This window comes from Pseudomonas sp. FG6 (assembly GCF_057809015.1).
This window is the reverse complement of the sequence record NZ_JBMDJD010000005.1, coordinates 122,335-147,420: the sequence shown is the minus strand read 5'-3', so window position 1 is coordinate 147,420 and position 25,086 is coordinate 122,335. Positions and strand designations below refer to the sequence as shown.

The window sequence follows — 25,086 nt, the reverse complement described above, 5'->3', positions numbered from 1 at the left end:
CATCTTGTCATACATGGCTCGGTGTTACTCAAAGCCGTTTCGGCTCGTCGGATCGTGCAAGAAATTTCGCCGATCAGGCAAGCGGCCCGAGCCGCTGATCCAGCATACTGCGTTCAAACGGATCAACGACTTGCAGGTCATGGCCAACGGTGTTGTCCATGACCTGCAATCGGTCGTGGGCCGATGTTTTCAAGGAGTGGGATGTGCACACCGATTCAATCAGCGACCCGGGCGCTGGCGACATCCGTCGCCTGGCCGCTTCGGTCAGCCGGATTTTGCCTGGCGACGGCGATCAGGTGACCGCCATTGCCGGCTTGAGCCTGCATCGGCGCGACGCAATCACTGAACCGACACACTGCCTCTATGGCTTGGGCATCGGCATTGCCTTGCAAGGTTGCAAGCAAGCCATGATCGGCGACGAGATACTTGCCTGCGCGCCCGGCCAGTCGATGGTGGCTTGCGTGGACCTGCCCGTCATTTCACGTGTCTCCCAAGCCAGCGTCGCCGAGCCATTCCTGGGCATGATGCTGCGGTTCGAAAGCACGCTGGTGATGCAAGTGGCAGAGCGCCTGCAGTTGTCACAACGCATGAAGGACGACGCGTTTCGACCGATTACCGTGCAGGCACTGGACGGCACCGTGCTCGATGCCCTGGGGCGATTGATCAACCTGCTGGAGGAACCTCACCTGCTTGACGTGCTGGCGCCGCTGATCAAGGAAGAGATCGTCGCGCGCCTGTTGAGCGGTGCTCACGCGCCGCAATTGCTGCATGTCATCGCGGCCGGCTCGCCGAGCCAGCACATTGCCAAGACGGTGGCGTGGTTGAAGCTGAATTTTCGCCAGGCGTTGCGCATGGACGATCTGGCGGCACAAGCCCACATGAGTCCTTCCACGTTTCGCCAGCATTTTCGTACCGTGACAGGCATGAGCCCATTGCAGTACCAAAAACAATTGCGGCTACAAACTGCCCGGCAGTTGATGTTGAGCCAGAAAGTCGACGCCAGCAGTGCGGGAGGGCTGGTGGGTTATGAAAGCGCCTCGCAGTTCAGCCGTGAATACAGTCGCCTGTTCGGGGCACCGCCGCAGCGGGACATCAAGCGAATGCGTTTGTGACGGTGCTGGTCAAAAGAAGGCTGTGCGGCGTGGCGATGCAGCCGCGCAGCCTTCATGCGCTCGTCACGCCAGCCTGAACGGCAACTCACGCAGCGGCTTGCCGGTCAGGCTGGCCACCGCGTTGGCGAAAGCCGGGGCCAGCGCTGGCAAGCCGGGTTCACCCATCCCGGTGGGGGGCTCGGCGCTCGGCACGATGTGCACGGCAATCTGCGGCATGTCGGTGATGCGCGGCACACTGAAATCGGCAAAGTTGCTTTGCTGCACCACACCGTCTTTCAGGGTGACGGCACCGCCGGGCAGGCACATCGACAAGCCCATCAGCGCCGCGCCTTGCACCTGCGCCTCGACGCTGCGCGGGTTGACCGCCAGGTTGCAGTGCACGCCGGCCGTTACGTTGTGCAGCACCGGGCGACCGTCCTGTACCGAGGCTTCGACGACGTAGGCCACCACCGAACTGAACGACTCGTGCACCGCCACGCCCCAGGCTCGACCCGCTGGCAGTTGGTGCTTGCCGTATCCGCTCTGGTCCACCGCCAATTGCAGCGCCGCGCGATGGCGCGGGCTTTGCTCGCCGAACAGCTTCATCCGATAGGCCACGGGGTCCTGCCCGGTCGTGCGGGCGATCTCGTCGATTAACGTTTCCATCACGAACGCCGTGTGGGTGGAGCCGACGCTTCGCCACCACAGCACCGGAACATTGAGCTTGGGATGATGCACCGTCAGGCGCATGGGCAAAGGGTAAGGGTCGCGCAGACCTTCGGTGGCGGTAGGGTCGATACCGTTTTTCACCCGTCCACCAAACAGCGTGCCGCTGAGGATCGATTGCCCGACCAGCACGTGATCCCATGCCAGCACCTTGCCGCTGTCATCGAAACCGATGCGCGCACGGTGCAGGTGCATGGGGCGGTAGTAGCCGCCCTTGATGTCATCCTCCCGGCTCCAGAGGGTGCGGATCGGCGCGTTGATCCCAGCGGTGCGCGCGGCCTTGGCGACTTCGCACGCCAGGACGACGAAGTCGTTGGTGGGCACGCCACGCCGGCCAAAGCCTCCGCCGGCGGTCTGTACATTCACTTGGACCTGTTCGGGCGTTAGGTTCAGCACCTTGGCGGCCGCAGCGCCGTCGCCACCGGGGAACTGCGTGCCGACCCACAATTGAGCGCCATCACCGGCCAGCTGCACGGTGCAGTTAAGGGGCTCCATGGGGGCGTGGGCGAGATAAGGGAAAATGAACTCGGCCTCCAGCCGATGCGGCGCGCCGGCCAGCGGCGCCATGTCGGCATCGAAGTGGCGCGGGCCCGGCTGTCCGGCCAGTTCGCGGTATTGCGCCAGTTGTTTTTCGCTGTCCACTTTCTCGACGTCTGCGGTGTTCCACTCCACCTTCAGCGCATCGCGTGCCAGTTTCGCCTGCCAGTAACTGTCCGCCACCACCGCAACGCCTTCGGCGCCACCGTCCAACGGCACGCGCAGCACGGCCTTGACGCCTTTGGCGGCACGCGCGGCGCTGTCATCCAGCGTAGCGATCCTGGCGCCGAACACCGGTGGCCGAGCCACGACAGCAGTGAGTTGCCCCGGCAGGTGCATGTCGATGCCGAACGCCTGCTGGCCGCTGCTCTTGGCCTTGGCATCGATACGGTTGGTGGCATGGCCGATAATGCGGAAATCCTTGGGATCCTTGAGGGTGATCTGTTCGGGCACCGGCATCGTCATCGCGGCTTCGGCCAGCTCACCGTAGCTCGCTTTACGGCCCGCCGGGCCCAGCACCGTCCCGGCTTGGGTGCTCAGGCTCGCCACATCGACGTTCCAGCGCGCAGCGGCGGCACTCAGCAACATGGCGCGAGCTCGGGCGCCCAGTTCGCGGTACTGGGTATAGCTGTTCTTGATCGAGTTGGAGCCGCCGGTGAGGTGGATGCCGAAGGCCGGGTCCATGTAGGCCGCGTCGCTGTTACCGTTGCGGCTGCGCACCAGGCTCCAGTCGGCATCGAGTTCCTCGGCGAGAATCATCGGCAAGCCCGTCTGCACGCCCTGGCCGAACTCCAGGCGGTTGATGGTCACCGTGACCTCGCCGTTGGGCGCGATCTGTACGAAGGCGGAGGGTTGCTGGGTCGGCTTGAGCGGCGCGGCTGCGGCGCCATTGGTTTGCTGCGCCAGGGCCAGGTGCGGGAACGCACCCAAGGCCAACCCGCCGATGCCGACGATCTTGAGAAAGCTGCGGCGAGGCAGTGTAGCGGGGCGGTCAGCCTCGTCGCGGTCAAGCATGTGCTGCAAGGCGCGGGGGAGCTCGTTCGGGAAAATCTCGTTCAACATGGTCGGCTCCGATCAGGCAAGGGCTTTGGCGGCATCGGCCACCGCGGCGCGGATACGGGCGTAGGTGCCACAACGGCAGATGTTGCCGGCCATGGCCGAGTCTATTTCGGCCGCCGTGGGCTGCTTGCCTTTGGGCTGGGCCTTGAGAAACGCGGTCGCGCTCATGATCTGGCCGCTCTGGCAGTAGCCGCATTGCGCCACGTCGTGCTTGACCCAGGCCTCGTGCACGGCGTTGCCGACCGGGTCGCTGCCGTCGGTGGCTGCTTCGATGGTGGTGATTTTCTTGCCTTCGGCGGCGGCAATGGGCGTCACGCAGGAGCGAATGGCCTGGCCGTCCAGATGCACGGTACAAGCCCCGCACAGGGCCGCGCCGCAACCGAACTTGGTGCCGGTCATGCCCAGCGTGTCGCGCAGGGTCCAGAGAATCGGGGTGCCGGGGTCGACATCGACCGTGTACTCACGGCCATTGATATTGAGGGCGCTCATAGGCGAAGCTCCAGAGGGATTGGCTCTGGTTGACTATAGGAAGGAATGTTCAACGTGGGTTGCACGATTTGAGCGGATGATTGCTCGATCCTGCAAATGTGCAGGGCCTCGACTAGGCCGAAAGCGAGCCGGCCGCCTGCTCAGGACTTCTTCGCAATCACCAGCATGCCCGCCACGATCAGCCCCGCGCCAATCAGCATGCGCACCGAGATGACTTCCCGCAGGACGAGCCAAGCCAACAGCATCGCGACGACAACGCTGCCTTTGTCGATCAACGCCACCGTGGCGACGTCACCGAGCTTCAGGGCCTTGTAGTAGAAAATCCACGACAGCGCCGTGGTCACGCCGGAGAGGCCAAGCCACAGCAGGTTCTGCGACGTGACCTGGGTGATCTGCTGGACCGGAACCGCCCACGCCGCAAACATCAGGACGAACAGGCAGACGAACAGCGTGCGAACGGTGAGCCCCAGTTCAGCGGTTATCCCGTTGAGCCCCATCTTGGCGATGACGGAGGTGAAGCCGGCGAAAAACATCGAGATGCATGCGTAGATCACCCATTTTTCCATTGTCTGCGCTCCAGGGCATCGTCCCATTATCGAGTAGCAAGTGAATCAGTCGTTGAGTTCGGGCAACCCGTCGGGCAACACGGGTTGAGGCTTGGGTGCTGCGGCATCGAACCAGGTCGGCCAGGAACTGCGATGACGGTGCTCGATCTGCACGCAGGGGATCAGTCGGTCGGTGAGCACCTGGGTCTGCGCCACGCTGACCGCCAGGCGATACTTGACGCTGTGCACGCATTCGCGATCACCGAACTCGCAACGGTTGAGGCTTGTTCCGCCACAGGGGCCGTTAGCCAACCCTTTTGGACAGGTCTCGGGGCAGATGTAGAGCGTGTCTTCAAGCCGGCAACGCCCGCACGTGTCGCAGCCCACCAAGGGGCGTTTGATCCGGCGTTCGAGCTGATGCAGCCACTGCGCAGGCGCTGGGTTGCTCCACAGCGGCCGAGTGACGGCCCAGCCGAAGGCCTTGCTCAGGGCGGTGGTGCGGCTGAAAAACTGGTGGTGCATCGCGTCCAGCAGGCGGTAGCGCAGTTTCTCCCGGGTGGAGGCGCTGACCTGGCGCTGGCCGGTGTGCCAATCGTGTTCGGGCGGGTGAAAGGTGACGGTCGGCAAATTTCCCTGCATCCAGGCGGCTTTCCACGCCGCTTCCCATTGCTCCAGGGTGTGAATTTGCCCAAGCAGGGGTTCAAGGGCGCGCTCCAGCGCCTGGAACTGTTCGAGTTCATGGACGCCGGACAGGTTGATCCCGGCATACCCCATCAGCCGCAGGCCGATGATCTGCAAGGCCAGGCGTTCGGTCGCCCGGTCCTTGGCGTATTGCTTGGAGACGGCGACCTCGGCGGCCAGCACGGCGCGGATCGACGGGCTGACGGTCACGCCTGCGACGTGTTCGAGCATCCTGGCGCGGCCATCGGTCAGGGCCATGACGCAGGCCAACAGGGGCTTGGGCTGTGGCTGATGGTTCATCCAGTCCAGGGCTTCACGGTACTTCGCCATGTCGAAGCCCAATTGCAGGATGAGGAAGTCTGCGCCGGCGGCGAGTTTCTTCTCGGCCTTGAAATACTGGGCGCCGCCTTCTTCCTCACGGTACTTGAATGGATTCAGCGCGGCGCCGAGCAACCAATCGGGACGGGCCTGACGGACGATCTGCAACGCCGCGACGGACTCCAGATAACGCACGGGACGCTCGCCAGGCACATGGCCGGGCAACCGATCGCCGGTGAGCAGCAACAGTTGCTCCAGGCCGGCGGTGTCCATGCGCGGCAACTGGGCGAGCAGGTCGCCGCGCTCGCGATCCTTGCCGGAAAAATGCAGCAGCGTCGGCACCGGTTGGGTGAGGCTGTTGCAAGCGTCCAGCGGCGACATGTCCAGGCTGCTGCCGACGCGATCGGCGATGGACACTGCCAGCGGCCAGTCGCACAGCCGGGTGCGGGCCATCACCGCTTCGAGCGTGGCAAAGCGGGCGCTGGAGGGCTTGGGCACGAATTCCATGACGCAGACGAAGGTCTTGTCGCGCAGCGCGGTCTTCAAAACACTCATCGAGGACGGTTACCTGGTTGGGGCAGGAGGGGCATTATCAGGCAATTGGTGGGGTAAAAGCTTGCCTGAAATCGCAGTGTATGGGTCTGAAACAGACATGGGGGTGGCGTGCGAAGACGTGAGTATATTTGTGACGAGGGACTGTGTCTCCATTGTGGGAGCAAGGCTTGCCCGCGATGCAGGCGCCTCGTTCCCCCCGCCAGACCGTGTGGTCTGTATCGCGGGCAAGCCTTGCTCCCACGGGTTTCTCCACTTTCCTTGAGTGAGCGGTATTGCCGATAAGGTGCAACTCAGTCCTTATTCTGTAGCGCTCCCAACAACCGTTGTTGCCGCCACGCCGGCGCGCTGGTGGGGAAAAGCACGTCGCTCGGCCGAAAACGGCCGAGGCCGCAGGCGGCAGTGATGCGTTGGCGTTGCAGGCCTCGGGCAAGGGCTTGCTGAAAACTGCCTTCGCTGTGCGGCTGCCCGAGGATATAGCCGATGCCCGTCTGGAAGTCGGCGCCGTGGGCTTGCCACCAGGCTGCGATTGCCGGCGGGTCGGGCCAGGGCAGGTTGTCGTCGGGATCCATGGCGACATGGGGATCTTCCGGGTCGTCGTTCGGGCCGGCGTCGAAATCCGGCAGGTCATGCCGTTCCAGATCGAGCAACGTCAGGTCCGCGCCGGTCATGAGGCTGAACGCTTCGCCAGCGACGCGGGCATAGGGCAGGTCGCTCATCTGTTGGATCAACCACGGTACGCTGACAGGATCGCCCAGCAGTCCGATGGCCTGGATGCCAACACGTCGTTGCGTGGGGTTCTGGATCAGTTGGCGGATCCACGCGATGCTGTAATCGCGAGGTTGCCAGGCCAGCAAGACGCAGAGCGCGCGGTACTGGTGCGCGCCCGGCTGTTCAGCGAACGGGCGCAGCAGTTCCAGGGCCGGCCCGTCGCCCATCTGCGCAATGGCCCAATTGGCCCAGAAGCGCGTGGCTGGGTTTGTGTGGAGACGGTGTGCGGCGATGACCGGCGTCAAGTCGTGCCGGCGCAGTTCACCGGCCGTGCGAGCCGCCCGTGCCAGCACACTGGGATCGGCATGGGACAGTTCGCTCAGCAGGACGGGGCCAGGGTCGTGACGATGCATGCCGCAGGCGGCCAGGCCAAGGCGACGGAACAGCGATTCGGGGGATGCGAGCATCAGGTCGATCCAGGGCGCCACTCGTTCCCAGTCGAGCCAGCCCAAGGCCATCAGATAACCGCGCTCCGTTTCGACGGCGTTTCGCAGATGCCCGCTCAGTCGCGACAAAACCTTTGCCTCTGCTGCTTCGAAAGCCAGCACCGCGCTGGCGAACATCTCGCCGACAGTATGGGGACCAAGCTGCGCGAGCAGGATCTCCAGGCCCGCCGGGCCGGCGATGCGCAAGCCGTCCAGATGGGCTTCGATGCGTTCGTCCAGTTTGCCGAGGTCGTCAAGGTCGTAGTGGGGCCCACGCACGGCGTTATCGTGAAGCAGGATGAGGAAGCAGGCTTCTTCGGCGTGTTGCTCGATCATTGACGAGAGGGGGGCCATGGCGGTCGTGTCTCGTTACGCAGACGGTCTCAATTGATCTGCACCGAACCGCCCTTGATGCGGTTCACTCCGGATGATCGGCTCGACAGGTAGGCGCCGCGGATCAGCACCTTGCCCTCGCGGGTGAGGGTGATGCTCGCCTTGCCGCAGCGCAGGACGATTTCGCGTTCTGCGCTGAACTCCAATCGCTGGCCATCCAGGTGAGCGACGACGGGCGTCGTGGTGTGCGGCAGGCGCTGGATGCGACCGATCACCAGGGGGCGGGCCGGGTCGCCGGCTTCGAACATCAGCGCCACCTGGGCGCCAATGTCCTCGCGGTTCAGGGGCGTGGTGGTGCGCGCGACGAGGCCCGTGTCGCCGGGGCAGCCGGGAAAACCCACCACGGGCGCGTCCGCCTCGGGTACATCCAGCAGCACACCGATGACGACGCCCTCCAGGCGAGTGGGTGTGCAGGAGGCGGGCAGCGGGGATGAGACGGTCATGACACACGCTCCATGGCTAGTTCTGCAGGATTTTCTGGCCTTTGACGATCACGTTCCGATTGGCCTCGATCTTGATCGCACCGGAGCCGTCGACGGTGATGTTCTTGCCGCTGATCGTGATGGTGCCGTCCTTTTTCAGGGTGATGCTGGCCGCGCCCGTGGTCAGGGTGATGGAGTCGCCGGCGGTGAGGGAAAAGTGCTTGCCGACGTCCAGACTGTCGTTCTGCTTGATGTTGGTGGAACGGTTCTGGCCGACGTCGCGGGATTCGCTTTGGCCGATCTGGGTGTTCTGGTTGCCATTGATCTCGATGCCTTCGTTGCCCTGGACCGTTTCGTTGCGGTTGCCCGAGATGCCGATGGTCTCGTTGCCGCCGACGTCCTCGGTGCGGTTGCTGGCGATGCTGATGCGTTCGTTGGCGCCGACCTTTTCCGTCCGGTCCGCACCGATGGTGATGGTCTCGTTGCTCCCCACGTTCTCGGTGCGGTTGGCGCCAATGGTGATTTTTTCGTTGCTGCCGACCTTTTCCTTGCGATCCACACCGATGGTGATGGTTTCGTTGTTATCGACGGTTTCGGTGCGGTCGTGCTTGACGTGCACGGTCTCGTCGTTGTCGATGGTTTTGCGGCGGTCGTGGCCAACCCAGTGGGTCTCGTCGTTCTCGACTTCGATGTCCTGGTTTTTTTCGGCGTGGATAAACAGTTGCTCGGCGCCTTTCTTGTCCTCCATGCGGATTTCATTGAAGTTGGCCGGGGAGCCCCCCTTACTCGAGCGGCTTTTCACCCCGCTCTGGGTGGCGTTGGCCGGCAGCGAGTAGGGCACGGTCTGTTCGGCGTTATAGACGCGGCCGGTGATGATCGGCCGGTCCGGATCGCCTTCGAGGAAGCTGACGATCACCTCCTGGCCGATCCGCGGGATCTGCACGGCGCCCCAGTTCTTGCCGGCCCAGGCCTGGGACACGCGTATCCAGCAGGAGCTGTTTTCGTTGGATTGATCATGGCGATCCCAGTGGAAATGCACCTTGACCCGGCCATGCTGGTCGGTCCAGATTTCCTCGCCGCCCGGCCCCACCACCACGGCGGTCTGCGGCCCGCGGACAATGGGTATGGGCGTCATGGGCAGGGGACGGAACACTTGCCGGGCGTCCATGCAGTCCAGTTCGCTGATGAACGGCTCGTCCTGCTCCGACTGCCCGCTTTCCTGCCCTGTTTCGTAGCGATCCTGGCGAATCTGATAACGGGCGGCCACCACCAGGTATTCGCGGTTCTGGTCGCCACGGTCGTAGCCGGTCAGGTTGAACAGATGACCGCAGCCCAACCCACGGGCGCGGCCACGCAACTGCACGCGTTCGAACTGGCTATGAATCGCCTCGATGCGTGTGCGCGCATAGTGCTCGCCATCGCTGCCTTGTACGTATTCGCCGGGGTAGTCGTAGAGCGGGTGATCGCCGTTGCTGTGGTCGCGAGGCACGCTGGAGCGCACTTCCAGGCTGGCACGCGGGCGCAGGAAGTCGTAGTCGTTCAGCGCGAGGGAACCGGGTTGTACTTCCCGCGCCAGTTGCCAGTCGTAGAAATGATCGCGCTCGCGCATTTGCCGATCGGGCGGGTAGAAGGGCACCGAGTCGTAGTTCGCCGCTGTGGTGTGGGCGCCATAGGCGTCGGCCAGCACCAGGACATGCCGTTCTTTTTCATGGCGAAAGTAGTAATAGATGCCTTCCTGTTCCATCAACCGGCTGACGAAGTCGAAGCTGGTTTCGCGGTATTGCACGCAATATTCCCACTCGCGATAGCTGCCGCTCAGGCCGTCTTCGAAATCGGAGAAACCCAGGTCGCGGAACACCTGCTGGATGATGTCCGGCACCGTCTTGTTCTGGAAAATCCGACAGTCCGAGGTGCGTGTCAGCAGCCAGAACCACGGCCGCAGGCTGACGCGGTAACCGGCGAACTGACCATGACCGGTCAGTTGCCGACAACTGCTGGCAATGCCGTGGAAATAGCGTTTGCCGCCGTCGTGCAGTTCCAGGGTCAGCCCCATCGGCTTGCCCAGCAACTGGTCGAACGTGATCGCCCGGTCTTCCGAGGTGAGGTCCAACTCATAGTGAAACAGCCGCCCCAGCTCTTCGCTGCCGTCCATGCCTTGCAGCAGCAAGACATCGTCGCCGAGGGGGCTGTCGACCTGCACCAAGCGGTTGTTTTGCGTGATTGGCATCAACGGCGTCCTCTGGCTCGGGTTCGGGCGTCAGTGGGCCGTCTTGACTGCATGTTGCTGTCTTTCCACCACAGGATGATCTCCGTATCGGTCTATCGATTCGACGCTCGGTCCTATCCGTCTCCTCAGCAAGCGTAGACGGGAATGGCGGTAATGCTGTCCATAAGGCAGTCGACAACCCCGTGGCGAGGGAGTTTGCTCCCGCTGGCCTGCAAGGCAGGCCCCTGCGTTGCTCCAGTTAAACCGCATTCTCCAGCAGGATCGACACGAGTGTTTGGAGAGGGGATTACGACGACCGGCTACGCAGGCGGCTGATCTTGGCACGGCGGGTATCTTTGCCCGTTACTTGGTGGTTTCATGGCGCTCTATCGAATGGAGCCTTTATCCAATGGGAACCGCGCATGCACGAGTCCATCAGTCTGGAGATTGATCGCAACGATCTCCGTTGCCGGTTCAGGCGTGGCGTCGTGGAGATCCCGGTGCATCACATGCGAGGGGGAACTTCTACGGGGATCGTGATCTGGGAGCCACTGGTGCCCAGTGACGAGAAGCTTCGCGCGGAGCTGCTCAGGCACCTGATGGGCGTGCCCCAAACGGGGCAGGCGCCGGGGAATCGGCAGATATCGGGACTGGGGCGAGGGCCGGCCACGAGCAACAAAGTGTTCTTGGCGAACATCGAGCCAACACCGGGCGGGCGCCGAATCGTCAGCACGCTCGCGCAGCTTGCCAGTGGCCACGGCGACATCGACTGGAGTGTGAACTGCGGCAACATGTCCTCGGCGTTGCCGCTCTGGGCGGTCGACAGTGGCCTGATCGAACCTCCGGCAAGCGGTGTGTGTGAAATCGAAATCCACAACACCAACACCGGCGTCGTCACCCTCAGCCGGATGTTTCGCGAGGAGGATGGGCGGTTTGCGCTGGCCGAGATTCCCGGCGTGCTTGGGGCATTTCCCAAGGTCGATCTCTTTTTGCAGTCCCCGGTCGGTAACAAGACCGGCGCGCTGCTGCCGACCGGCGCGGTGGTCGACACCGTTGAAGGGCATGAGGTGTCCTGTGTGGATGTCGCGGTGCCCATGGTGATCGCCAAGGCTTCGAGCTTCGGCAAGACCGGCCATGAGCCGATCGCCGATCTTGAAAACGATACCGCTTTCATGGCCGAGCTTCGCAAGGTCTGGGTAGCGGCGGGGCTCAAGATGCAGCTTCGCCGCCGCGATGGCGTGCTGATGACCCGAGCCGAGATCGAAAGGAGCGAAACGATCCCGAAAGCTTGCATCGTCGGGGCGCCGCGCAATGGCGGCAATATCTCGGTGCGATACTTCACTCCCCAGACAGGACATGCCTCCATGGCGGTTTCGGGAGGTTGCTGTCTCGCGGCGGCGTGTTTGTTGCCAGGAAGCATTGCGAACCAGGTAGCGACCGGAGTCGCAGGACTCTCAACAGCGTATTCCGATATCGAAGTGAGCATCGAGAACCCGGCCGGCAAGCTGGACGCCACCGTCACCGCCAAGCGCGTGGGGGAGCGCATCGAGATTGAAGCAGCGGCTTATCGCCGAAGCACCCAGGTGCTCATGCGTGGCGATGTCCCGCTGTACGGTGCTTCGGCTGGGCTTATCGAGGCATTGAGGTCAACGCGAGCGATTCAGTGAATCGCTTCATCTTGCTGGCGGCTCGTCGCCAACGCCTCGGGCAAAGCGCAAAGCCAGCTGCGTGCTATCGTTCAAAACAACCAGAAGGAATGTGCACCACAAAAAAGGAGGCGCGGGCTCGTAGCGCCACGGCACAGGGTTCTTATGCTGCCAGGCGTTGTGCGCGAGCCGCCAGACACGCACATGCAGATCACCAGCAACACCACCCCGTTTCTCGCCGAACGCTTTGTTTCAACAGATAAGAGCGGACAGAAACACTGCGTTGTGGTGGTCAGGGCGACCTTTGACGTTAACGATCAGGGTCGCTGCGTGCCGGCACCGGAGCAGGTGCCCTTTGTCTATTGCGATCAGCATCACGGCGATCCGGGCACGACCTCGGTCCGTTTCGAGACTGACTTTGCACCGGTGAAGCCACGGGTCGATGTGCTGGTCCACGCTCTGGCCGTTTCTTCAAGCGGTGAGCCAGTGACCCGGTTACAGGTGGGCTTCGCGGGTGCTGGTATCCATAAGGTCGCCGTGGTGAGCGGCGACCGCGTGTGGACACTCGGTGTCACCGGCATCATCGCGTCGCCACCGTTGCCCTTCACCTCGATGCCGCTTTCCTGGGACCGCGCCTTTGGTGGCAGCGACTTGTCCCATGACGATCAGACGAAACGTGGCAGCGATCTTCGTAATCTCACCGGCGTTGGCTTCCATCTCAATGACCGAGACGACAGCATCCTCAACACGAGGCTGCCAAACGTGGAGCGCCACGGCGATCTGATGAGCGCTTGGACGGATAAGCCGCAACCCATCGGTTTTACGCCCGTCGGCCGGGGCTGGCACCCGCGTATCGGTTTCGCCGGAACATACGACCGGCACTGGTTCGAGACACGCCGTCCGTTTCTGCCGGAAAACTTCGACACTCGTTATTTCCAGGCGGCGCCGCTCGACCAGCAGTTGGATCGCCTGGAGGCTGACACACGCTTCACCTGCGCCAATATGAGTCCGGGTGGAACGTTCGTCGCACACACGCCGGCCTTCGACATCCCGGTCACCTTTCGCTTCGAAAGCCGCCAGGTACAGGCGGTCATCCACGCCGACACCGTTATCCTCGACCCCGGTGGCGCCCGGCTGACATTGCTCGGCCGGACATCGGTAGCGCTGCCTCGAAAACTGGCGCAACTGCGAGAGATACAGGTCGGCCAGCGCCGTTATGCCGACCAGCCCGGCAAACCGCATTTTGCCAACCTGGCTGACCTGGTCACCGCAGTCGGGCATGGGGAGACGAAGGCATGATGCAGCCCGTCTACCTGTCTTGCCTGGGATTGGTCTGCGCGGTCGGCTTGTCACCTGCGGCGGCCGCAGCGGCCATGCGTGCGGGGATCAGCGGCTTCGAGGAGTTGCCGTGGGTCGAAGACGGCTTGGAACCGATCATCGGCGCGAGGGTGCCCACGGTGGCGGAGGATCTCCACGGGCGTGCCCGGCTCGTGGAAATGCTCGTTCAGGTGCTGGATCACAGCCGTGCCGCCTTGGCGGGGCGCGCGGATCTGGGCGAGTTTCCGCTTCTGCTCTGTACGTCCGAACCGGAAAGGCCCGGCTCGCGCATCGACGGCATCGTGACGCAAGTCGAGGCGCGATCAGGCTGGCAGCTGCAACGTAAAGGCGCAGCCCATGTGGCCCGTGGGCATGTCGCAAGCATTGAAGCGTTGAGTCTGGCAGGGAGCGCCATGGAGCAGGCCGACCGTGACGCCTGCCTGATCGTGGCCGTGGATTCGCTCGCGGATCCCCGTTGCCTGCTCTGGTTGGAGCAGAGCGGTCGGCTCAAGACCTCGCTACGCTCAGACGGCGTGATCCCCGGTGAAGGCGCAGCGGTGCTGCTCGTCAGTCGCCGGCCGATGAGCGCGGCGTCCCTGGTCGTGCGTGGCGTGGGCATTGGGAACGAGACCGCCACGGTGTTCAACGACGATCCACAACTCGGCCTGGGAATGAGCACGGCTGTCGCTGCGGCCATCGCACAAGCCGGCGTGGCCATGCACGACATCGCCTGGCGCTTGAGTGACGCGTCGGGCGAAGCCTATGGGTTCGAGGACCTGGCACTGGTCCAGTCGCGCCTGATGCAGCAACCGCGTGCGACCCAGGATCTCTGGCACCCCGCGAGCTACGTCGGTGACTGTGGCGCAGCGCTGGGGGCGATACAACTGGCTTGGATCGAGCAAGCGTTTGCGCGTGGCTATGCCCCCGGTCCGATTGCCCTGGTGCACAGCTCATCCGCGAACGGCGCGCGCGCGGCAGCGGTTATCAGTGCCACAGTGAGGGAGCGCTGAGATGTCCCACGAGGTGTATGCCAACAGCAATGAGATCGCCGGAAAAGCCGGCATGGGCAAAGTGGTTGCCTCGTTCCCCGACGTCTGCCTTTCGCCGCCCGGGCCACCTGCCGGGCCGATTCCGATTCCTTATCCGGATACGTCCTTCTCGTCGACGCTGAAACAGGGCTCCAAGACCGTCATGCTGCAACGCAAGCCGGCGGCGTTGTCACAGCAGTCCTATTACCAGCCCTCCATGCTCGGCGACGAAGCGGCAACCCGGGCCTGGGGAATGTCGGTGATCACGCACCAGATCACAGGCAAGACCTATTTCCAGGCCTGGTCGATGGACGTTCAGATCGAGGGCAAGTATGTCTGCCGACACTGCGACATCACCACCAGCAATCACGCCAGCGCGCCTGGCGTGGGGGCGCCCAACCCGAACCTTGAAGCGGTGGGCTGGGGCGAACTGGAGGACGAAAGCCCTAACAAATGCGCCTGTTGCAACGGGCCTCGTCACTCAGCCGGCAAACCGATGACGATGGACGACTGGTACATGAAGGACTCCGCCGGCAATGTGGCCCCCCATGCGCCTACTTACACCGCCTTGATGAGCGATGTGGCCAATCGCAAGACGGCAACGCCTCCTTGCACTTGCAGCAGCCGGCTTGTTCCGTCTCCGCCGTGTAACGTATTCAGGCGACCCGTGACGCCGGCGGAGCGGACGGCGAACAAAAGTGCCTGGAACAGTCTGCGTGACACCTACCAAGGGGTGTTCAACGTACCGAGTGAAGCCCAGGTGGTTGCAAACCTGACGCCGAAGCTGGGGCGCGCACCGGTGCAGGCCGAGATTCAAGACGAGCGACAAGTCAATCACCTGGTTCCCAAGGCCGCGGCGGGTGGCTGCCCCGTCGGAGAAGGTAATCTTGAGAAGAATGGCGACTTGTGTCCCGTATGTCGGAATCTGGACAAGCGCTTTGGTACGCTGCAGTCATTGGCTTCAAAAGCCTGACCCATCGCAAGCGACGACTGTGAGGAGTGACAATGGACTGGAGTCGTTATGGCAACCCCGAAATGGTTGATTGGCAAGGGCGCGGCTATTTTGCCTACCCTGACGGAATGACCACGCCTCCCCAGAGGGACGATTACCTTGCATGGCTGCAAGCCCTGGGACGGGCAAAGCTTGGCGATTTCAGCCAAATGCCAGGGCTCGTAGAGTTGGGCAGCGGCGACACCCACCCGGTAAACCGTCGCCTGTGCGCAGAACTGCTTGGCGATGCCGGACCGGCTTCCACTGTCGACACCATCGCGAAACGACTGGCCTGCGAAGAAGTGGGCCTTGAGCTGACGCTGGCCTGGGGCGCAGTGCTGACGCGACGTGGAAAACTGGCCGATATTCCCATCGTTCTCGCGGCATTCGAACGGGTCGCGACCCTCAGCGATGCCGAGATCCTGCCGGTGCATCTCTCGGAATGCCTGGAGACAGGATACGAATTCTGCGATCACCAGGACTATGACTCGCTCGACAGCTATCGCCACGCGGTGCTGAACCGATGCGCCGAACTGGCAGGTAGATTCGGTACAGACCAAGTCTGTGTGGACGGCGGCGAGCCGTTGAGTGTGGTTGGCCTGGCTCAGCGGATTCTAAGGCGCCTGCGTGAGCCTTACTTCCCCTTCGAGCTGCGACGGCGCTTCGAGTGTGCCACGGGCATCGACTGCTCTTGCTTCTACCATGACCGGGTGTTCAGACCGATGCATGCGTCAGCATTTCTGGAAACCTTTCTCGAAGACGCTCAGGCCAGCCGGTTCAAGAATGGTGTGCGTTATTTCTTCGGGCATCGCATTCCGGATTAGGAACGCGCTTCGTTGTAGGTTTCAAACAGCGGCAAGGGCAGGGGGGCCGCTTGCATGACATGATGGCCTTTTGATTCCGAGCGGATCCCGCTAGAATTCGCGCGCCCTCCCTGGGAGGCGCTTATTCATTACGCAAGGAAGTCGATATGCAATTGCGAAAAGTCCTAGGCCTCGCCCTGGCCTTGAGCCTCAGTGGCTGCGCCAGTTTCACCAAAGACGAAGTGGCACCGGTGAATCTGCCGTCGATGGCCAATTACTCGAACAAGCCGAACGTCTACGTTGACTTCGACTTTTATCAGGGCGATCCCGACAACGCCAAGGCCAACGAAATGCCGCAAGCCCGGGACATGCTAAAGCCGGAGCTCAAGCGCGCCTTCAATGAATCCGGTCTCTTTGGTCGCGTAACCTTCGACGAATTCGAAAAACAACCAGGCGACTACAGTCTTCGGTTGAAGCTCTACAACCACGCGCCCAATGGCGGGCAAATGGTCCTGGCCTTCATCAGCGGCCTCACCTTCACGATCATCCCAGCGTTGGGAACCGACCAGTACACCCTGAGTCTGGAAACCTTGGACGACCGTGGTCAGTCGTTGGGCAAGGCCAGCAATCACGATGCGATCAACACCTGGATCGGCATCTGGTTCCTGCCGCTGGCAGGCAACACGCCGAAGGCTGCTGTCAATGACACCTTCAACCGCCAGGTCAATGCGCTGCTGAAGAACTGGGTCGACAACAACCGCATGAAATATTCCGCTGTCGATGCCCGCATTCCACGGGGCTGATAGCCGATAGAAAAAGAGCCGCAATTGCGGCTCTTTTTTTTGATCACTTTATTTGATCACTTCAGGGCTTGGGTAAACTGTGGATCGTTGTACAGGGTCTTGAGCAAGTCTTGCACCATCGGGTTGTAGTTGTTCGCGGCGGCCGGAATGGCAATCGCGCCGATGAAACTGCTGTCCCACTCACGCGTCACGTCCTTGGTGGTCTCATACAACACCTGATCACCTTTGCGCAGCGTGAATCGCGCCGCCAACTCGCCGTGGCCGTCGCTCATGCCAGCGGTGAGCTGGTTCTTGACCAACTGAACTTGCAACTCCCTATCGGCCCGGGGATCGAGCAGGCCAGCCTGGCGGAGCTCATCGTTGATCGCGGCCTGAATGTGCAACGGAACGCTGCCGGTAGGCGAAGAGATCGGATTCATGCGCACCATCAACGAGCCTTGGCCAGAATCAGCGTTCACCTGCGCTTCGCGCACGGGCTGCATCGGCGCGTGTTGCTTGAGCTGCTGGACATTCTGGTAATTGGGTTCATAGCGCGCCATTGTCACACCGCAGCCTTGCAGGAGGAGGGCGCAGAACGGTAGGGCCAGGTAGAGCTTTTTCACATCGAATCCTTGGATGCTTGTTTGGGGGCGTGATTATCAACGGATGGCGTTAAGCCATCAAGGAAGAATCTCCAAACTCCAGCCAGATACTGCGGATGTCGAGGTGAGGAGGGGCCGGGTTGCACGATCTGCACATCGCGATCAAACAACTCCGGCCTTTTGATGGGGCGGTCCGGATGAACTCTTCAAGTTCGGTTTACAACGCAAGTTGCCGCAACAATGCAAAGGCCTGTTTCATATGGTCTTCACTCACAACGAACGCCCGTAGCTGTCCCGCCATGTCCAGCCCCCTGGCTACCAGCCCCTGCGACTCAAGGTTGATCTGCCATTGCAAGTCCTGGCGGCTGGTTTCTCCGGCCAGGTGCAGTGGCATCTCAGGGGTCTTGACCCTGACCAGCATCGCCGGGAACTTCACTTGCTCATCGCCACCGAGCACGTTACGCGCCAGGGTCGTGGCGCTTAACAGGATGGGTTGCAGAAACGGCAGCAGCTTGCCCTGGATTTGCGCGCAATCGCCAATGGCAAATATGTGCGGATCGGAGGTGCACAGGCGCTCGTCCACTTCAATCCCACGATCCACCTGCAATCCAGCCTGCGCTGCTATCGCCGTATTGGGTTTCAACCCGATTGAGGCAATGATCACGTCGGTGGAGATTTGCCGCTGATTGGACACAGTCGCCAACAGGCCATCGTCTCTCTTTTCAATGGACACCAAAGACTGGTTAAACAGCGTTTCCACACCCATCTGGCATAACCGGTGCTGTAGACGGCTACTTACCTCCGCAGGCAGCAGCGAGGCCAGCAGGCTGCAGGACTTATCCATCAACACCACCTGCTTTGCGGCCCGGTTCATGTCCATGGCCAGTTCGCTGCCAATCAAGCCGGCCCCCAGGATCAGCACGCGTCGTGCGTCCCTCAGGGCCTGTTGTGCATCACGGTATTCTTGCTGACTGTTCAGCGTCACCATCCACTCTTGCCCGGGAATCGGTGGAACGATGGCTTGCGCCCCCGTGGCAAGAATCAGTTTGTCGTAGCTGAATGTTTGGTCATCCGTGTTGATGCACTTGTTTTTCCGGTCGATCGCAGTCAGCTGGCACCCCGCATTCAGGGTCAACCGATACATCTCGGCAAAGTCCGCCGCAGACTGGCGAGTCATGTCGTCCGCGCTCTGATTGAGGCTGATAACGTGGCTCAGGTCGGGCTTGTTGTACTCATCGCAGCTGTCTGCGGCGATCAACCGAATGGGTACCGCTGCATCAAGCTTGCGCAAGTTCTTGACCACCTGACGCGCTGCGAAGCCGGAGCCCACAATGACAATTTCGTTGCTCATTTCGCCTCCGAAGCCATCTCATCGAACACCGATTTACCCATTGAGCACTCAGGGCACAGGAAGTAATCCGGCACCTCGCTCCAGGGCGTACCCGGCTGCACATCCTGCATCGGCTCGCCGATCGCCGGATCGTAAACCCATTGGCAGACACTGCACTGCATGCGCGCGCCATTGTCCGCGATGGGTTCTGCCTGGGCAGGTGCCGCGGCGACAGATACGGGGGCCGCAGGTGCGGGGGCGGCAGGTCGCGCGACGGGTGCGGCCGGTGCGAGAGACGCTGGTTGCAGCGCCCATTGCCGGGCGATTTCGCGTCCATGGGCCCGGCAAACCTCAAGCGAGTCACCGTCCGGGCGCCACTTGGCTTTGAGCGACAGCGTGGTTTCAAAACCCGCGTCCATCAGGCGCGTCTGGATGCGGTCTACCGCACCACCGTTCCAGCCGTAGCTGCCAAACGCCGAGGCTTTTTTATTGCGGAAACGCAGCCCGGTTATTTCCTCCAGGAGGGCGGCGACTTTCGGCATCATGACGTTGTTCATGGTGGACGAACCCACCAGGACACCTTTTGAGCGGAAGACGTTGGTCAGAATCTCATTCTTATCGTGACGCGACACGTTGAAGATCTTCACCGCTACACCCGGGTCGACTTCGTGAATGCCTTGTGCGATGGCATCGGCCATCATGCGAGTGTTGTTCGACATGGTGTCGTAGAACAATGTGATGCGGTCCTCCTGGTAGTCCGCCGCCCATTCCAGATAGCGGTGCACAATCTGCGTCGGATTATCACGCCACACCACGCCATGGGCGGTGGCGATCATGTCGACCGGCAGATTGAAGCCGAGGATCTCGGTGATCTTCGGAGTGACCAGACGACTGAACGGCGTGAGAATGTTGGCGTAGTAGCGTTGGCACTGTTCGAACAGTTCGTTCTGGTCCACTTCGTCGTTAAACAGATGTTCGTCGCAGTAATGCTGGCCAAAGGCGTCGTTACTAAACAGTACGGCATCGCCGGTCATGTACGTCATCATGCTGTCCGGCCAATGCAGCATGGGCGTTTCCACGAAAACCAACTGTTTGCCATTGCCGACATCGAGGGTGTCGCCGGTATGTACGACGTTGAAATTCCACTCTGGATGATGGTGGTGGCCGTTGATCGAGTCCACGCCATTGGCGGTGCAATAGATGGGCGTGTTGGGTATCAGCGACATCAACTCCGTCAGCGCCCCGGCGTGGTCCTCTTCGGCATGGTTGATGACGATACAGTCCAGCGTGTTCAGGTCTATTTCCATCGCCAGGTTCTTTACGAACTCCCGGCTAAACCTGTGATCGACGGTATCAATCAATACGGTCTTTTCTTCACGGATCAGGTAGCTGTTGTAGCTGCTACCTCTGTGGCATTTGTATTCTGTGCCGTGGAAGTCTCGCACTTCCCAATCGCGCTGGCCGACCCAATGAATGTTGTTTTTGACGTGAATTGACATGTCCTACCTCGGTGTCGAAATGAAGTTCTACACGGAAGATGGCAACCTTCGTGCCATGTCATAAGTCATTGTTTTTGCTGATAAAATAAACATCGATTGTCTTTTTGACAAAGCGCGATTACTGTCTGTATGACTAATTTATGGTCAAAGTGACATAGCGATGAGTCTTTCCGTTGAATCCCTTACGCGCATTGCTATCCAGCTGCAAAGCGGCAACTCCCATCAGGACCGTTTTCAACGCCTGATCAATACCTTGCGCCAGCTGTTGGGTTGCGACGCCTCCGCCTTGTTGCGCTACGAACAGCGACAGTTCCGTCCGCTGGCGATTGACGGCTTGGCACCGGATGTTCTGGGGCGCCGCTTCAGCCTCGACGCACATCCGCGACTCGAAGCCATCGCCCGCGCCGGGGACGTGGTGCGCTTTCCAGCCGAGAGTCATTTGCCCGATCCCTATGACGGACTGATCCCTAGCCGGCAGGATCTCAAAGTGCACGCCTGCATTGGCTTGCCGTTGTTCGCGGACCAGGCGCTGATCGGAGCGCTGACGATCGACGGCATGGACCCGCTACAGTTCGATCACTTCAGCGACGAAGAACTGCGACTGGTGGGAGCCCTCGCGTCTGCAGCATTGACCAATGCGTTGCTGGTGGAGCAGCTGGAGAGTCAGGCCATTACGCCTGTCTCGATCAGTCGTACCCCGGTGAGCAAGCCCCGCACCGAAATGGTCGGACTCAGCGAAGTCATGCAGCAGCTGAAAAAAGAGATTGAGATGGTGGCGGGTTCGCACCTGAACGTTTTGATCACCGGTGAAACCGGCGTCGGCAAGGAACTGGTCGCCAAGGCTATCCATGAAGGTTCATCGCGCGCCGGCCAGGCCCTGGTCTATCTGAACTGCGCTGCGCTGCCGGAGTCAGTGGCCGAGAGTGAGTTGTTCGGCCATGTGAAAGGGGCGTTTACCGGCGCTATCCATCATCGCACCGGCAAGTTCGAAATGGCGGATAACGGCACACTGTTTCTCGACGAAATCGGTGAGCTGTCACTGAATCTGCAAGCGAAACTGTTGCGTGTACTGCAATACGGCGACCTGCAAAGGGTCGGTGACGATAACGTCCTGCGGGTCAACGTTCGAGTGCTTGCCGCCACCAACCGTGATCTGAAACAGGAGGTGTTGAACAATCGGTTCCGCGCCGACCTGTTCCACCGTCTAAGCGTATTCCCTGTGCACGTGCCCCCTCTGCGGCAGCGTGAGCAGGACATCACATTGCTGGCGGGATTTTTCTGCGAGCAGAGCAGGGAACGCATGGGGTTGAAGAGGGTGGCGTTGGCTGCCAGCAGCCTGTCGTTGCTTAGAAAATACACCTGGCCAGGAAACGTTCGCGAACTGGAGCATGCGGTCTATCGAGCGACCATCATTGCGCGTGCGACTCAGCAAAGTAACGAGTTGCTGCTCGAAGCGCAGCATTTCAATCAACTGCCCGAGCAGGTGGATATGCCGCCTGTTGCACTGGATGTTCCCACCCTCGGCGTTGACCAGGGGCTGCGGGATGCGACGGACGATTTCCAACGTCAGCTGATTGAAAGCACACTGAAAAACTGCGCCGAGAACTGGTCAGCTTGTGCGCGAATGCTGGATATGGACGTGGCCAACCTGCACCGATTGGCGAAGCGGTTGGGTCTGAAATAGCGCTCACGGCCGTCGCTAGGGTCTGTACGAAAAGTCTTGAGACGAAGGTCAGGCAAGGCGAAAACAGCCGAGGAAGCGGAGTGTACTGGAGTACATGAGCATTCCGAGGCTGTTTTCAACGCAGCATGAACGAGTATCAAGCCTTTTCGTACAGAGCCTAGGTCATATTGACTATTTGTCGGTCACTATGACCTATTCCGGGTTAAGTCATAATGACCACTTATATCTCTAACTTACTGATATTTAACGATAAAAATATTGGCCCGGTTTGTGTATTAGGTAGAGAACCTAACGCCAATCCAAAGGGGCAATGTTATGACTCGTTCAATCGCGCTCAGTTTTACCTTGTGTGTACTGCTGGCTCCGTTATGCCAGGCAGACCAGGTCGTCCGTGAAGTCCCTGACACAACCGCTGGCAAGGGTTTCGGCGCCTTGACCGGAATGATGGCGGGCGCAGCAGGCGGCCCGATTGGCGCAATCATCGGCGCAGCAGGCGGTTTTTTCGCGGGCAGTGCAGTGCAGACAGGCATCGGCAAAACTGAAACCGCCTACGAGGTGAAAGACGCCCAAGGCGAGATGAGTACGGTGCGTTCGCCCAATGCGCGTTTTGCGGTCGGGCAACAGGTCACGCGCAAAGGTCCTCGACTGGTTGCATCGGAGGAATAATAGGCATAAAGCCTGGGGAGCCGAGGAGGAGTCGGAGCTCTCCAGGTGTTGCGATTGATTGTCGCTGCGGAACAAGGGAAGGGCTGTCAGGTTGTGTAAGAGGAGGGTGGTTGATTGCTGGTTGCTGGCAGCTGATCATGGTTTGATGTTTCACCCTTCACCTCTCTTTGGTAAATCCTCTATGCCTAATCACAAAACCGATTCGCCGGTGATTACAGAACAATTCCAGCTTATGCTTTCGAAATGGGAAACTGAAGACGCAGCCAAAGCGTTCCAGACTCAGGAAGCTAATGAGATTCCTGAATTGTCGAATGCTGAATTGGTTCATCTTCGTGTTCGTGTGATTGCTCTGGAAAATCTGGTTATCGCTTTGCTCGCGCAAGGCACAGACCAACAGCTTACTGTCGCACGCGAAATGGCTGGGTACATTACGCCAAGACCGGGTTTTACCCAGCACCCTTTGACAATTCATGCGGCTTCCCAGATGGTTAACAGCGTCGACCGCGCGGTGAGATTTCGAAAACTATCCGGAACATGAGTGAATATGTTCTTCGGTCAGTAACGGCAGGTTTAGTCCAGTCCGGTACCGGACGTTGATCATTGGGGACAACAGGTGGCAGTCATCATGAGTCTCTGTCGTCTTGCTGTAGTCGCATTAAGCATAATGCGACCGCTATTATTTTGATTTTAGTCCGTTGTAGAACTCGCTCAACATCTCTTGGGAAATTTCCATTTTTTGCCGGAATTTACTAGGGCGCAAAGCGTGGTCCTCGTTGTACTTGGAATCTATTCCTGAGCCGAAAGCTATATCTTTTTGAATCATTATGTTCAGCGCTTTAAGCAATGCGTCATCGCTGGTGGCAATTTTATGCGCGCCTACATAGCCATCCACGAGTGTTTCCGCGTACCCATGTATCTCGCAGTTATGATACAGATAGAGCTTCATGATGCAGGCAAATGAATGAGCGAAAGATTTTTCCTGGCCGTTTGGCAGCGCAGAGTTGCAGCCATAAATTTTTATTTTTCCGGCAAAGCTTTTATTTAGCAGGACGTCATCTTTTAAGATTTTAGCTAGCGCAAAGGCAGTGATGGATTCGCTGTCAGCAGAGACCTCTTTAGACAAGTTGATGCTTCCTGGTGCGCAATGTCCCAGGATGTAGATGACCTCATCAGGCCCGATGCAACTGTGCAGACGCTCTTTGAGCCTCTTTTTCGAAGGCCCGTCGAAGGTGAAGAATTCATAGTCGGCCAGGTCGGTCCTTTCTGCATTGGCTTCAATTTTTGAGCGCCTGGCTTTACGCCAGTTCTCCCTCGTGTTGATCCATTGTTTGGACTGCTGGGAAAAGGGAGATATCACAATTCGTGAGTGTTTATGGGTGCTGCCGTCATCACACATAGCGTTCCCTCCAAGCGCCAGATATCCATGTCGAAGAGAGTCTAGCCAAAACTGAGGATTTGGCTTCTGGCTGTTGATGCTTACGAATGGCTTGAGGTGGGGGACAGATGACTCCATGCTCTCGAAATCTGCACAACGCGGCAAGATGCTTGTAGCGATGTATTTGGTTACATCGAGACGCAATGAGCTTGCAAGGTGTCTAGAGAATCCGGCGCGACTCAGACTCCGTTACTCGTGATGGCTTGTGTGAGTTTTCCTATGCTGGGCACGAGTTTTTATCCATTGCGCAAAGACCCTGGCAGCTCTAGCCTTCAGCGATCCGATAAGGCTTTGGCGATCATAACAAGAGAGGGTTTCGATGAAGTACGCAGACAAGAAAATCGCCGTGGTTACAGGCGGTGCGATGGGTATCGGTGCTGAAGCTGCCGTTTCACTGGCAAAGGACGGGCATCATGTCGTCATTTGTGACATCAACGTCGATGCGGCTGAGCGATTTTCGCGACAGCTTCGAGAGGAGGGGTACACGGCTGACGCGTGCCAGGTAGATGTAGCCTCGGTGGAGTCTGTAACGGATACATTTTCTTGGATCGAGACCGAGTTCGGCAGATGCGATGTGCTGGTGAATTCCGCAGGTATCGCCAAGACCATGCCGTTCCTGGAGTTTGATCTCGACGTTTTCAACAAGACCATGCACATCAACGTCACTGGCACGTTCATGTGCTGCCAGCTCGCCGCTCAAATCATGCGAAAAAATGGGTTCGGCAGGATCATCAATATTGCGTCGGTCGCTGGGCTGCGTGCCGTGGGCAAGGGTCGAACCGCTTACGGTACCTCTAAAGGTGCAGTCATTGCGCTGACCCGGCAGATGGCTGTGGAGCTCAGCGAGTATGGTATCACTGCTAACGCCATCGCACCGGGCCCGGTCGACACCCCGATGACCAAGGAATTGCACAGCGATAGCTTCCGTCAGGCCTATAGCAATGCTATTCCGGCCAAGCGCTACGGAACGACTCAAGAAATTGCCGGCGCAGTCAGCTATCTCGCATCTGACGTTGCCGCCTACGTAAATGGTGTTGTTCTGCCTGTGGATGGCGGGTTCCTGGCCTGGGGCGCAGGCGACCTGTAAT

Annotated in this window: 22 protein-coding genes; 11 read left to right on the top strand and 11 right to left on the bottom strand. The window is 60.2% G+C overall.

What is annotated here, in order from left to right:
* Nucleotides 1-203 precede the first annotated feature (203 nt).
* Entirely contained in the window at nt 204-1,112 is a 909-nt protein-coding gene (locus ACODSJ_RS05250) for an AraC family transcriptional regulator (protein WP_489100720.1), read from the top strand.
* Between the two features lie 63 nt (nt 1,113-1,175).
* Here the strand turns inward: ACODSJ_RS05250 and ACODSJ_RS05245 are convergent, their stop codons facing one another.
* The 7 genes from ACODSJ_RS05245 to ACODSJ_RS05215 form a co-directional block, all read right to left on the bottom strand.
* Entirely contained in the window at nt 1,176-3,416 is a 2,241-nt protein-coding gene (locus ACODSJ_RS05245) for a xanthine dehydrogenase family protein molybdopterin-binding subunit (protein WP_489100719.1), read from the bottom strand.
* A gap of 12 nt (nt 3,417-3,428) precedes the next feature.
* Nucleotides 3,429-3,902 (bottom strand): (2Fe-2S)-binding protein, encoded by a 474-nt coding sequence (locus ACODSJ_RS05240; protein ID WP_489100718.1) that lies wholly within the window; start codon nt 3,900-3,902, stop codon nt 3,429-3,431.
* 140 nt (nt 3,903-4,042) lie between these two features.
* Nucleotides 4,043-4,468, bottom strand: coding sequence for an EamA family transporter (locus ACODSJ_RS05235; RefSeq protein WP_489100717.1), 426 nt, complete (start codon nt 4,466-4,468; stop codon nt 4,043-4,045).
* Nucleotides 4,469-4,513: 45 nt separating this feature from the next.
* Complete coding sequence (locus ACODSJ_RS05230; protein ID WP_489100716.1) at nt 4,514-6,001, bottom strand: methylenetetrahydrofolate reductase C-terminal domain-containing protein; 1,488 nt, start codon at nt 5,999-6,001, stop codon at nt 4,514-4,516.
* A 290-nt stretch (nt 6,002-6,291) separates the two neighbouring features.
* Nucleotides 6,292-7,548 carry a TIGR02270 family protein gene (locus tag ACODSJ_RS05225; protein WP_489100715.1) on the bottom strand — a complete coding sequence of 419 codons (1,257 nt, stop codon included), beginning with the start codon at nt 7,546-7,548 and terminating at the stop codon, nt 6,292-6,294.
* A gap of 29 nt (nt 7,549-7,577) precedes the next feature.
* Nucleotides 7,578-8,030 carry a DUF6484 domain-containing protein gene (locus tag ACODSJ_RS05220; protein WP_489100714.1) on the bottom strand — a complete coding sequence of 151 codons (453 nt, stop codon included), beginning with the start codon at nt 8,028-8,030 and terminating at the stop codon, nt 7,578-7,580.
* A gap of 16 nt (nt 8,031-8,046) precedes the next feature.
* Nucleotides 8,047-10,236 carry a type VI secretion system Vgr family protein gene (locus ACODSJ_RS05215; RefSeq protein WP_489100713.1) on the bottom strand — a complete coding sequence of 730 codons (2,190 nt, stop codon included), beginning with the start codon at nt 10,234-10,236 and terminating at the stop codon, nt 8,047-8,049.
* Between the two features lie 401 nt (nt 10,237-10,637).
* On the opposite strand from ACODSJ_RS05215, the gene ACODSJ_RS05210 reads away from it, so the two are divergent.
* The 6 genes from ACODSJ_RS05210 to ACODSJ_RS05185 all read left to right on the top strand — a co-directional run bounded on the left by ACODSJ_RS05210 (nt 10,638) and on the right by ACODSJ_RS05185 (nt 16,803).
* Nucleotides 10,638-11,882 (top strand): PrpF domain-containing protein, encoded by a 1,245-nt coding sequence (locus ACODSJ_RS05210; RefSeq protein WP_489100712.1) that lies wholly within the window; start codon nt 10,638-10,640, stop codon nt 11,880-11,882.
* A gap of 183 nt (nt 11,883-12,065) precedes the next feature.
* Nucleotides 12,066-13,160: a DUF2169 family type VI secretion system accessory protein gene (locus ACODSJ_RS05205; protein ID WP_489100711.1), complete on the top strand. Its 1,095-nt coding sequence runs from the start codon at nt 12,066-12,068 to the stop codon at nt 13,158-13,160.
* Nucleotides 13,157-14,188, top strand: a complete 1,032-nt coding sequence (locus ACODSJ_RS05200) for a hypothetical protein (RefSeq protein ID WP_489100710.1) — start codon at nt 13,157-13,159, stop codon at nt 14,186-14,188. The genes ACODSJ_RS05205 and ACODSJ_RS05200 overlap by 4 nt, the downstream gene beginning before the upstream one ends.
* Nucleotide 14,189: 1 nt before the next feature.
* Nucleotides 14,190-15,179: a PAAR-like domain-containing protein gene (locus ACODSJ_RS05195; RefSeq protein ID WP_489100709.1), complete on the top strand. Its 990-nt coding sequence runs from the start codon at nt 14,190-14,192 to the stop codon at nt 15,177-15,179.
* A gap of 32 nt (nt 15,180-15,211) precedes the next feature.
* Nucleotides 15,212-16,021 (top strand): hypothetical protein, encoded by an 810-nt coding sequence (locus tag ACODSJ_RS05190; RefSeq protein ID WP_489100708.1) that lies wholly within the window; start codon nt 15,212-15,214, stop codon nt 16,019-16,021.
* Nucleotides 16,022-16,167: 146 nt separating this feature from the next.
* Nucleotides 16,168-16,803 (top strand): hypothetical protein, encoded by a 636-nt coding sequence (locus ACODSJ_RS05185; RefSeq protein ID WP_489100707.1) that lies wholly within the window; start codon nt 16,168-16,170, stop codon nt 16,801-16,803.
* A gap of 56 nt (nt 16,804-16,859) precedes the next feature.
* On the opposite strand, the gene ACODSJ_RS05180 is transcribed toward ACODSJ_RS05185, so the two are convergent.
* The 3 genes from ACODSJ_RS05180 to norV all read right to left on the bottom strand — a co-directional run bounded on the left by ACODSJ_RS05180 (nt 16,860) and on the right by norV (nt 20,213).
* Nucleotides 16,860-17,405, bottom strand: coding sequence for a hypothetical protein (locus ACODSJ_RS05180; protein WP_489100706.1), 546 nt, complete (start codon nt 17,403-17,405; stop codon nt 16,860-16,862).
* Nucleotides 17,406-17,601: 196 nt separating this feature from the next.
* Nucleotides 17,602-18,735 (bottom strand): NADH:flavorubredoxin reductase NorW, encoded by a 1,134-nt coding sequence (gene norW / locus ACODSJ_RS05175; RefSeq protein WP_489100705.1) that lies wholly within the window; start codon nt 18,733-18,735, stop codon nt 17,602-17,604.
* Nucleotides 18,732-20,213, bottom strand: a complete 1,482-nt coding sequence (gene norV, locus ACODSJ_RS05170; RefSeq protein WP_489100704.1) for an anaerobic nitric oxide reductase flavorubredoxin — start codon at nt 20,211-20,213, stop codon at nt 18,732-18,734. The genes norW and norV overlap by 4 nt, the downstream gene beginning before the upstream one ends.
* Before the next feature lie 160 nt (nt 20,214-20,373).
* On the opposite strand from norV, the gene norR reads away from it, so the two are divergent.
* The 3 genes from norR to ACODSJ_RS05155 all read left to right on the top strand — a co-directional run bounded on the left by norR (nt 20,374) and on the right by ACODSJ_RS05155 (nt 23,101).
* Complete coding sequence (gene norR, locus ACODSJ_RS05165; protein ID WP_489100703.1) at nt 20,374-21,897, top strand: nitric oxide reductase transcriptional regulator NorR; 1,524 nt, start codon at nt 20,374-20,376, stop codon at nt 21,895-21,897.
* Nucleotides 21,898-22,212: 315 nt separating this feature from the next.
* Nucleotides 22,213-22,563 (top strand): hypothetical protein, encoded by a 351-nt coding sequence (locus ACODSJ_RS05160; protein ID WP_489100702.1) that lies wholly within the window; start codon nt 22,213-22,215, stop codon nt 22,561-22,563.
* A gap of 181 nt (nt 22,564-22,744) precedes the next feature.
* Complete coding sequence (locus ACODSJ_RS05155) at nt 22,745-23,101, top strand: hypothetical protein (protein WP_489100701.1); 357 nt, start codon at nt 22,745-22,747, stop codon at nt 23,099-23,101.
* 138 nt (nt 23,102-23,239) lie between these two features.
* On the opposite strand, the gene ACODSJ_RS05150 is transcribed toward ACODSJ_RS05155, so the two are convergent.
* Nucleotides 23,240-23,959, bottom strand: coding sequence for a hypothetical protein (locus tag ACODSJ_RS05150; RefSeq protein ID WP_489100700.1), 720 nt, complete (start codon nt 23,957-23,959; stop codon nt 23,240-23,242).
* Between the two features lie 358 nt (nt 23,960-24,317).
* Between ACODSJ_RS05150 and ACODSJ_RS05145 the strand changes: the two genes are divergently transcribed.
* Nucleotides 24,318-25,085 carry an SDR family NAD(P)-dependent oxidoreductase gene (locus ACODSJ_RS05145; protein WP_489100699.1) on the top strand — a complete coding sequence of 256 codons (768 nt, stop codon included), beginning with the start codon at nt 24,318-24,320 and terminating at the stop codon, nt 25,083-25,085.
* Nucleotide 25,086: the final 1 nt, after the last annotated feature.

Bases quoted from the DNA above. Each gene is read 5' to 3' on its own strand.
- ACODSJ_RS05245 (WP_489100719.1), bottom strand. From the start codon at position 3,416: ATGTTGAACGAGATTTTCCCGAACGAGCTCCCCCGCGCCTTGCAGCAC.
- ACODSJ_RS05240 (WP_489100718.1), bottom strand. From the start codon at position 3,902: ATGAGCGCCCTCAATATCAATGGCCGTGAGTACACGGTCGATGTCGAC.
- ACODSJ_RS05235 (WP_489100717.1), bottom strand. From the start codon at position 4,468: ATGGAAAAATGGGTGATCTACGCATGCATCTCGATGTTTTTCGCCGGC.
- ACODSJ_RS05230 (WP_489100716.1), bottom strand. From the start codon at position 6,001: ATGAGTGTTTTGAAGACCGCGCTGCGCGACAAGACCTTCGTCTGCGTC.
- ACODSJ_RS05225 (WP_489100715.1), bottom strand. From the start codon at position 7,548: ATGGCCCCCCTCTCGTCAATGATCGAGCAACACGCCGAAGAAGCCTGC.
- ACODSJ_RS05220 (WP_489100714.1), bottom strand. From the start codon at position 8,030: ATGACCGTCTCATCCCCGCTGCCCGCCTCCTGCACACCCACTCGCCTG.
- ACODSJ_RS05215 (WP_489100713.1), bottom strand. From the start codon at position 10,236: ATGCCAATCACGCAAAACAACCGCTTGGTGCAGGTCGACAGCCCCCTC.
- ACODSJ_RS05210 (WP_489100712.1), top strand. From the start codon at position 10,638: ATGCACGAGTCCATCAGTCTGGAGATTGATCGCAACGATCTCCGTTGC.
- ACODSJ_RS05205 (WP_489100711.1), top strand. From the start codon at position 12,066: ATGCAGATCACCAGCAACACCACCCCGTTTCTCGCCGAACGCTTTGTT.
- ACODSJ_RS05200 (WP_489100710.1), top strand. From the start codon at position 13,157: ATGATGCAGCCCGTCTACCTGTCTTGCCTGGGATTGGTCTGCGCGGTC.
- ACODSJ_RS05195 (WP_489100709.1), top strand. From the start codon at position 14,190: ATGTCCCACGAGGTGTATGCCAACAGCAATGAGATCGCCGGAAAAGCC.
- ACODSJ_RS05190 (WP_489100708.1), top strand. From the start codon at position 15,212: ATGGACTGGAGTCGTTATGGCAACCCCGAAATGGTTGATTGGCAAGGG.
- ACODSJ_RS05185 (WP_489100707.1), top strand. From the start codon at position 16,168: ATGCAATTGCGAAAAGTCCTAGGCCTCGCCCTGGCCTTGAGCCTCAGT.
- norW (WP_489100705.1), bottom strand. From the start codon at position 18,735: ATGAGCAACGAAATTGTCATTGTGGGCTCCGGCTTCGCAGCGCGTCAG.
- norV (WP_489100704.1), bottom strand. From the start codon at position 20,213: ATGTCAATTCACGTCAAAAACAACATTCATTGGGTCGGCCAGCGCGAT.
- norR (WP_489100703.1), top strand. From the start codon at position 20,374: ATGAGTCTTTCCGTTGAATCCCTTACGCGCATTGCTATCCAGCTGCAA.
- ACODSJ_RS05160 (WP_489100702.1), top strand. From the start codon at position 22,213: ATGACTCGTTCAATCGCGCTCAGTTTTACCTTGTGTGTACTGCTGGCT.
- ACODSJ_RS05155 (WP_489100701.1), top strand. From the start codon at position 22,745: ATGCCTAATCACAAAACCGATTCGCCGGTGATTACAGAACAATTCCAG.
- ACODSJ_RS05150 (WP_489100700.1), bottom strand. From the start codon at position 23,959: ATGTGTGATGACGGCAGCACCCATAAACACTCACGAATTGTGATATCT.
- ACODSJ_RS05145 (WP_489100699.1), top strand. From the start codon at position 24,318: ATGAAGTACGCAGACAAGAAAATCGCCGTGGTTACAGGCGGTGCGATG.